A 6,776-nucleotide genomic window follows, 5' to 3' on the forward strand; every position below is an offset into this window, starting at 1 on the left:
CGCGACACCGAGACGCGCATCTCCTGCCCGCCCAGGGTGAAGCCGGCCTTCTCCATCACCCGCAGGCTGGCGGCGTTGTCGGCGAGCGCGTTGGCGGTCAGGCGGGCGAGCTTCAGCTCGTCGAAGGCGAAGGCGACCACGGCCGCCACCGCCTCGCTGGCGTAGCCCTGGCCCCAGTGCTCGCGGGCGATCCAGTAGCCGGCCTCGGCGGTGTCGCCGGCGATGTTGGTCAGGCCGCAGGCGCCGACGAAAACCCCGTCCTCGGTCCGCTCCACGGCGCAGACCACCGCCTTGCCGGTCGCCATGTCGGCGGCGATGTCGGCGAGGAAGGCGGCCTCGGCGTCCGGCGGCAGCGGGTGCGGGATGTCGAGGGTGCGGGTCGCCACCTCCGCCGCGCCGACGCAGGCCCGCACGGCGGGGGCGTCGGCCGGCGTCAGCGGGCGCAGGCGCAGGCGCGCGGTGCCGAGCGGGAAGACGGCGGTGCAGCCGTCCTCCGCGCCGAGCAGGGCGCGCGCCCGGTCCCGGCCGTCAGGTGCGGTAGGAGCCATTGATGTCGATGTAGCCGTGGGTCAGGTCGCAGGTCCAGACGGTGGCCTTGCCCTTGCCGAGGCCGATGTCGACCTCCAGCACGATCTCCTTGCCCTTCATGTGGGCGACCACCGGCGTCTCGTCGTAGCCTTCGACGGCGCGGCCCTTGGCGGCCACTTCCACGCCGCCGATGCGGATGGCGAGGCGGTCGCGGTCGGCCTTCTCGCCGGCCTTGCCGACGGCCATGACGATGCGGCCCCAGTTGGCGTCCTCGCCGGCGATGGCGGTCTTCACCAGCGGGCTGTCGGCGATGGTCATGGCGATGCGCTTGGCGGCGCGGGCGCTTTCGGCCCCCGTGACGCGCACCTCGATGAACTTGGAGGCACCCTCGCCGTCGCGCGCCACCTGCTGGGCGAGGTCGAGCAGCACCTCGGTCAGGGCGGCCTTGAAGGCCTTCAGGCGCTTGTCGGCGGCATCCTTCACCGGCTTGTTGCCGGCGGTGCCGGTGGCGAACAGCAGCAGGGTGTCCGACGTCGAGGTGTCGCTGTCGACCGTGATGCAGTTGAAGGTCTTGTCGGTCGCCTTGGTCAGCAGCGCCTGCAGCACGTCGGCCGGCAGGGCGGCGTCGGTGACCACGTAGGACAGCATGGTCGCCATGTCCGGCGCGATCATGCCCGAGCCCTTGGCGATGCCGTTGATGGTGACGGTGACGCCGTCGATGGTCGCCTGGCGGGTGGCGCCCTTGGGGAAGGTGTCCGTCGTCATGATCGCGGCGGCGGCCTTCTGCCAGTCGCCGGACTCGTCGCCGCCGGCCATGGCCTTGGCGAAGACGGTGTCGAGGTTCTCGGTGATGCGCGCGTCGGGCAGCGGCTCGCCGATGGTGCCGGTGGAAGACACGAACACGTGCTCCGGCGCGCAGCCGATGACCTCGGCCGCCTTGGCGACGGTGCGGGCGACCGAGGCGGCGCCGACCTCGCCGGTGAAGGCGTTGGCGTTGCCGGCGTTGACCAGCACGGCGCGGGCGCGCGCCTTGCCCTTCTTCAGCGCCTCGCGGCACCAGTCCACCGGCGCCGACGGGCACTTGGAGCGGGTGAACACGCCGGCCGCCGTGGTGTTGGCCGGCAGCACCATGAGCAGCAGGTCGTCACGGTTCTTGTAGCGGATGCCGCAGGCGTGGGCTGCGAAGGTGACGCCGGTCAGGGCGGGCATCTGCGGGAACGCGGCGGGGGCGAGGGGAGAGACGGGCAGCGACATGGCGGTGCGGTGCGGCCTTCGGTGGACGGGACGGTGGGCTCGGAGCGGCGGGGCTCGGAACGACGAAGACGCGGGCGCCCCGCTGCGGCGACGGGGCCGGAGCGGGGCGCGCCTGCGCGGTCGGCAGTATGGCGTTACTGGGCGGCCTTGTCGCCCGTATTCTCGGCCGGCAGTTCCTTGCCGTCGAGGCCGAACAGCTTGACCTCGGCGCCCTTGCGCAGCTCGGCCATCTTCTGCTCGATGACCTGGCCGGCGACCTGCTGGCGCAGCTGGTCGCGCACCTCGTCCAGCTTCGGGGCTTCGCCCTGGCGGGTTTCCTCGACCTTGATGACGTGCCAGCCGAACTGGGTCTGCACCGGCTCCTTGCTCACCTCGCCGGCCTTCATGGCGAAGGCGGCCTCGGCGAATTCGGGGACCATGTCGCCCTTCTTGAAGAAGCCGAGGTCGCCGCCTTTCGGGCCGGACGGACCGGTGGACTTCTCGGCCGCGACCTTGGCGAAGTCGGCGCCCTTGCTGATCTCCGCGATCACCGCCTTGGCGTCTTCCTCGGTCTTCAGCAGGATGTGGCGGGCGTGGACTTCCGGCTCGGCCGGGTTCTCCTTGACGAACTGGTCGTAGGCCGCCTGGATCTTGTCGTCGGTGACCTGCGCATCGACCAGCTGCTCCAGGTAGACCTGCTGCAGCACGGTGTTGCGGGCTTCCTCCAGGCGCTTCTTGACCTCGTCGCTCTTGGCGAGGTCCTGCTTGGCGGCGGCCTGGGCGAGCAGCTTGGAATCCACGGCGCGCTCGATGAGCGGGCGGTAGACGGCTTCGAGCGGCAGCATGGCGAGCTGCGGCATCTGCTGGGCCATGGCCTCCTTCATGGCCATCAGGTCGGAGCGGCGGATTTCGTCCTTGCCGACCTTGGCGACGACCGGGTTGTCGGCCGCCTTGTCCTGCGCCATCACCGGCGCAGGCGCGAAGACGGCGGGGGCGGCGAGCGCGGCGGTCGCGAGAGCGGGAGCAACGAGCGCAGCGCGCAGGAACTTCACAGCCATGACGGGCTCCTTCGGGGCCTTGAAGAGTATGTGAAAACGACGGTTCCAAAAGGGCGACGCCGCACGGCGGCGTCGGCTGCCGCAGGCTGCGACAGCTTTCGGGCGAAACGAAGGCTTGCACAACATCACATCGCGGGCGGCCCTGCAAGCCGGCCGGCGCGGGCCGTTTCGTTGACAGTCTGGCCGCCCCGCTCTATGTGTTTGACCGTCACGGAAAAGGGTTTCGGCCTGCTTCCTCCGTCCACGTCCGAGGTAGAACTCTCCATGATCGGCGCACTCGCCCGGCGGATTTTCGGCACCGCGAACGACCGCATCGTCAAGTCTCTGCGCAAGAACGTGGAGCAGATCAACGCCCTCGAGCCGACGATCGAAGCCCTTTCCGACGACGAGCTGCGGGGCAAGACCGCCGAGTTCCGCCAGCGCCTCGCCGACGGCGCCACCCTCGACGACCTGCTGCCGGAAGCCTTCGCCGTGGTGCGCGAGGCGGGCAAGCGCGTGCTCGGCATGCGCCACTTCGACACGCAGATGATCGGCGGCATGGTCATGCACCAGGGCAAGATCGCCGAGATGAAGACCGGCGAAGGCAAGACCCTGGTCGCCACCCTGCCCGTCTACCTCAACGCCCTGTCGGGCGAGGGCGTGCACGTCGTCACCGTCAACGACTACCTGGCCCGCCGCGACGCCGGCTGGATGGGGCAGGTCTACCGCTTCCTCGGCCTGTCGGTCGGCGTCATCCTGCACGAGCTGTCGGATTCCGAGCGCCGCGCCGCCTACGCCGCCGACGTCACCTACGGCACCAACAACGAGTTCGGCTTCGACTACCTGCGCGACAACATGAAGTTCCGCCTGGAAGACATGGTCCAGCGGCCCTTCAACTACGCCATCGTCGACGAGGTCGACTCCATCCTGGTGGACGAGGCGCGCACGCCGCTCATCATCTCCGGCCCGGCCGAGGACGGCTCCGCCCTCTACACCGCCGTCAACGCCCTGATCCCGAATCTGGCCGAAGCCGACTTCGAGAAGGACGAGAAGGCGCGCGCGGTGACCTTCACCGAGGAAGGCACCGAGCACATGGAAGAGCTGCTGCGGCAGGCGGGCCTGCTCGAAGAGGGCGGCCTGTTCGACATCGGCAACGTCACCCTCCTGCACCATTCCAACCAGGCCCTGCGCGCCCACAAGCTGTTCACCCGCGACGTCGACTACGTGGTGAAGGACGGCAAGGTCGTCATCATCGACGAGTTCACCGGCCGCATGATGGAAGGCCGCCGCTACTCGGAAGGCCTGCACCAGGCGCTGGAAGCCAAGGAAGGCGTCGCCATCCAGGCCGAGAACCAGACGCTCGCCTCCATCACCTTCCAGAACTACTTCCGCCTCTATCCGAAGCTGGCCGGCATGACCGGCACGGCCATGACGGAAGCGGGCGAATTCGCCGAGATCTACAAGCTGGAAGTGGTCGAGATCCCGACCAACCGGCCCTTCGTGCGCGACGACCAGGACGACGAGGTCTACCGCTCCGCCCGCGAGAAGTACGACGCCATCGTCGAGCTGATCGAGGAGGCCCACAAGAAGGGCCAGCCGGTGCTGGTCGGCACCACCTCCATCGAAAAGTCGGAATACCTGGCCGATCTTCTGCGCAAGAAGAAGAAGATCCAGCCGTCGGTGCTGAACGCCCGCTACCACGAGCAGGAAGCCTGGATCGTGGCGCAGGCCGGCCTGCCCGGCGCGGTGACCATCGCCACCAACATGGCCGGCCGCGGCACCGACATCCAGCTCGGCGGCAACCTCGAGATGCGCGTCTGGCGCGAGTGCGAGGGCCTGGAGCCGCACACGCCCGAGCACGACGCCAAGGTCGCCGCCATCAAGGCCGACATCGAGGCCAAGAAGCAGCAGGCGCTGGACGCCGGCGGCCTGTTCGTCATCGGCACCGAGCGCCACGAGTCGCGCCGCATCGACAACCAGCTGCGCGGCCGCTCCGGCCGTCAGGGCGACCCCGGCGCCTCGCGCTTCTTCCTGTCGCTGGAAGACGACCTGATGCGCATCTTCGGGTCCGAGCGCATGGACAGCATGCTGCAGCGCCTGGGCCTGAAGGAGGGCGAGGCCATCGTCCATCCGTGGATCAACAAGGCGCTGGAAAAGGCCCAGACCAAGGTCGAAGCGCGCAACTTCGAGGTCCGCAAGAACCTGCTGAAGTTCGACGACGTGATGAACGACCAGCGCAAGGTCATCTACGAGCAGCGCCGCGAGCTGATGGACGCCGCCGACGTGGCGCAGCACATCGTCGATATGCGCCACGAGACCATCGCCGAGCTGGTGCACAAGGCGATCCCGCCCAAGGCCATGCCGGAGCAGTGGAACGCCAAGCAGCTGCACGAAGACGCCATGCGCATCCTGGCGCTCGACCTGCCGGTGGTCGAGTGGTTCAAGGAAGAGGGCATCGCCGAGGACGAGATCGTCGACCGCGTGACCGCCGCGTCCGACGACCGCATGGCCGCCAAGGCCGCCAACTACGGGCCCGACCTGTGGCGCATGGTGGAAAAGAGCCTGCTGCTGCAGATCCTCGACACCGTGTGGAAGGAACACCTGCTGCAGCTGGATCACCTGCGCCAGGGCATTTCACTGCGGGCCTACGCCCAGCGCGATCCGCTGAACGAATACAAGGCGGAAGCCTTCGAGATGTTCCAGCAGATGCTGGACCACGTGCGCGAGCGCGTCACCCAGACCCTCTCCCACGTCGAGCTGCAGACCCAGCGCTCGCCCGAGGAATTGGCGCAGCCGCCGCGCCGTGACCTGCCCATGCAGGAACGCCACGACGAGCCGGCCCAGGCGGTCGGCGCCGGCGGCGTCCCCGGCACCTCGGCCGCTCCGGCGGGCGGCGGCGTCGCGACGGCCGAGCGCAACCCGGCCGATCCCGGTACCTGGGGCCGCGTCTCGCGCAACGAGCCCTGCCCCTGCGGCTCGGGCAAGAAGTACAAGCACTGCCACGGCGCCCTCGCCTGAGGCGGGCGGCGCGGACCGGCGGTTGCGCAGGCTACCGCCGAGGGTGTAGGCTTGATGCTTCGGTTCGAGGGAGAAGACGCATGGACGGCATCATGAACGCGGCGGCCGCCTTCGGTCAGATGCAGGCCGGCGTGGTGCAGCAGAAGCTCGGCGCGCTGATGGTGAAGGCGGCGGTCGAGTCCGCCACCACCCAGCTGCAGGCCGTCGCCGACGCCATGGAAAGCGGCCGCACCCTGGCCGCCGCCTCGTCGGGCCGTGGCACCATGGTGGACATCTCCGCCTGACGGCTGCGGTGCCGTCATCGTCCCTCTGAAAGGTCATCCCGTCCATGGACACGGGCCGCATCGGATCACGCGGGACATCCACCACCGTCGGCGGCGCCCGCGACCGTCGCCGCACGTCGGTGGTGATCGGCCGCGACGACGACGACCGCGCCGGCCCCGACGGTGAGCGCCGCCACCGCGACCTGGTGCGCATCGATGGCGTGGTCTTCGACCGCAACGCCCCGCGCGGGACGTACCTGAACATCCTGATCTGACGGCGCTGGAGTCCGGCGGCCCTTTCCGTCGCCCGGCCGCACCCCACCACCATCTTAAGTTGTCATGGCCGGACTTGATCCGGCCATCCACGGCGCCCCCGGCGGCCGCCAAGGGCTCCGTCCTCCACGGCCCCCGACCGTGGAGCCGTGGATTGTATGTTGGCGTCGCTCTCTGAGATGAGAGAGTAGGATGCCGGCGGCATTTCGGACGTGGATTGGTCTTGCGACCGAGGGCATCTCGAAAGCCGCCGGCATCACGGTCTTACACGCGAACGGAAGTCTGGGCATAACCCGCATACAATCCGGCGTGCGGACCCTTCCCCCATGGTGCGGGAGGTCGAAATGACGGACAAGCTCTATTACGGTGTCGACGTCTCGAAGGACTGGATCGACGTTTCCGACCACCTCGGCGGCTCAGGCGC

Annotated in this window: 5 protein-coding genes and 1 pseudogene; 3 read left to right on the forward strand and 3 right to left on the reverse strand. The window is 69.1% G+C overall.

What is annotated here, in order from left to right; genetic code table 11:
• Positions 1–47: 47 nt before the first annotated feature.
• The 3 genes and pseudogenes from CRP50_RS26505 to CRP50_RS11865 form a co-directional block, all read right to left on the reverse strand.
• Positions 48–548: pseudogene (locus CRP50_RS26505) on the reverse strand (GNAT family N-acetyltransferase); the annotation flags it as partial.
• Positions 529–1,782, reverse strand: a complete 1,254-nt coding sequence (argJ, locus tag CRP50_RS11860; protein WP_097279360.1) for a bifunctional glutamate N-acetyltransferase/amino-acid acetyltransferase ArgJ — start codon at positions 1,780–1,782, stop codon at positions 529–531. The gene argJ and the pseudogene CRP50_RS26505, both read right to left, overlap by 20 nt.
• A gap of 134 nt (positions 1,783–1,916) precedes the next feature.
• Entirely contained in the window at positions 1,917–2,819 is a 903-nt protein-coding gene (locus CRP50_RS11865; RefSeq protein WP_097279361.1) for a peptidylprolyl isomerase, read from the reverse strand.
• 264 nt (positions 2,820–3,083) lie between these two features.
• Between CRP50_RS11865 and secA the strand changes: the two genes are divergently transcribed.
• From secA to CRP50_RS11880, 3 genes are all read left to right on the forward strand, one after another.
• The gene (gene secA / locus CRP50_RS11870; protein WP_097279362.1) at positions 3,084–5,816 is read left to right on the forward strand and encodes a preprotein translocase subunit SecA; all 2,733 of its coding nucleotides are present in this window, start codon (positions 3,084–3,086) and stop codon (positions 5,814–5,816) included.
• Positions 5,817–5,896: 80 nt separating this feature from the next.
• Positions 5,897–6,100 (forward strand): hypothetical protein, encoded by a 204-nt coding sequence (locus CRP50_RS11875; protein WP_097279363.1) that lies wholly within the window; start codon positions 5,897–5,899, stop codon positions 6,098–6,100.
• Positions 6,101–6,144: 44 nt separating this feature from the next.
• Positions 6,145–6,354 carry a hypothetical protein gene (locus tag CRP50_RS11880; RefSeq protein ID WP_097279364.1) on the forward strand — a complete coding sequence of 70 codons (210 nt, stop codon included), beginning with the start codon at positions 6,145–6,147 and terminating at the stop codon, positions 6,352–6,354.
• Positions 6,355–6,776 lie beyond the last annotated feature (422 nt).

This window comes from Caenispirillum bisanense, assembly GCF_900230255.1.
Lineage (GTDB): Bacteria > Pseudomonadota > Alphaproteobacteria > Rhodospirillales > Rhodospirillaceae > Caenispirillum > Caenispirillum bisanense_A.

Coding starts and splice junctions, on each gene's coding strand:
- CRP50_RS11875 (WP_097279363.1), top strand. CDS start 5,897: ATGGACGGCATCATGAACGCGGCGGCCGCCTTCGGTCAGATGCAGGCC.
- secA (WP_097279362.1), top strand. CDS start 3,084: ATGATCGGCGCACTCGCCCGGCGGATTTTCGGCACCGCGAACGACCGC.
- CRP50_RS11880 (WP_097279364.1), top strand. CDS start 6,145: ATGGACACGGGCCGCATCGGATCACGCGGGACATCCACCACCGTCGGC.
- CRP50_RS11865 (WP_097279361.1), bottom strand. CDS start 2,819: ATGGCTGTGAAGTTCCTGCGCGCTGCGCTCGTTGCTCCCGCTCTCGCG.
- argJ (WP_097279360.1), bottom strand. CDS start 1,782: ATGTCGCTGCCCGTCTCTCCCCTCGCCCCCGCCGCGTTCCCGCAGATG.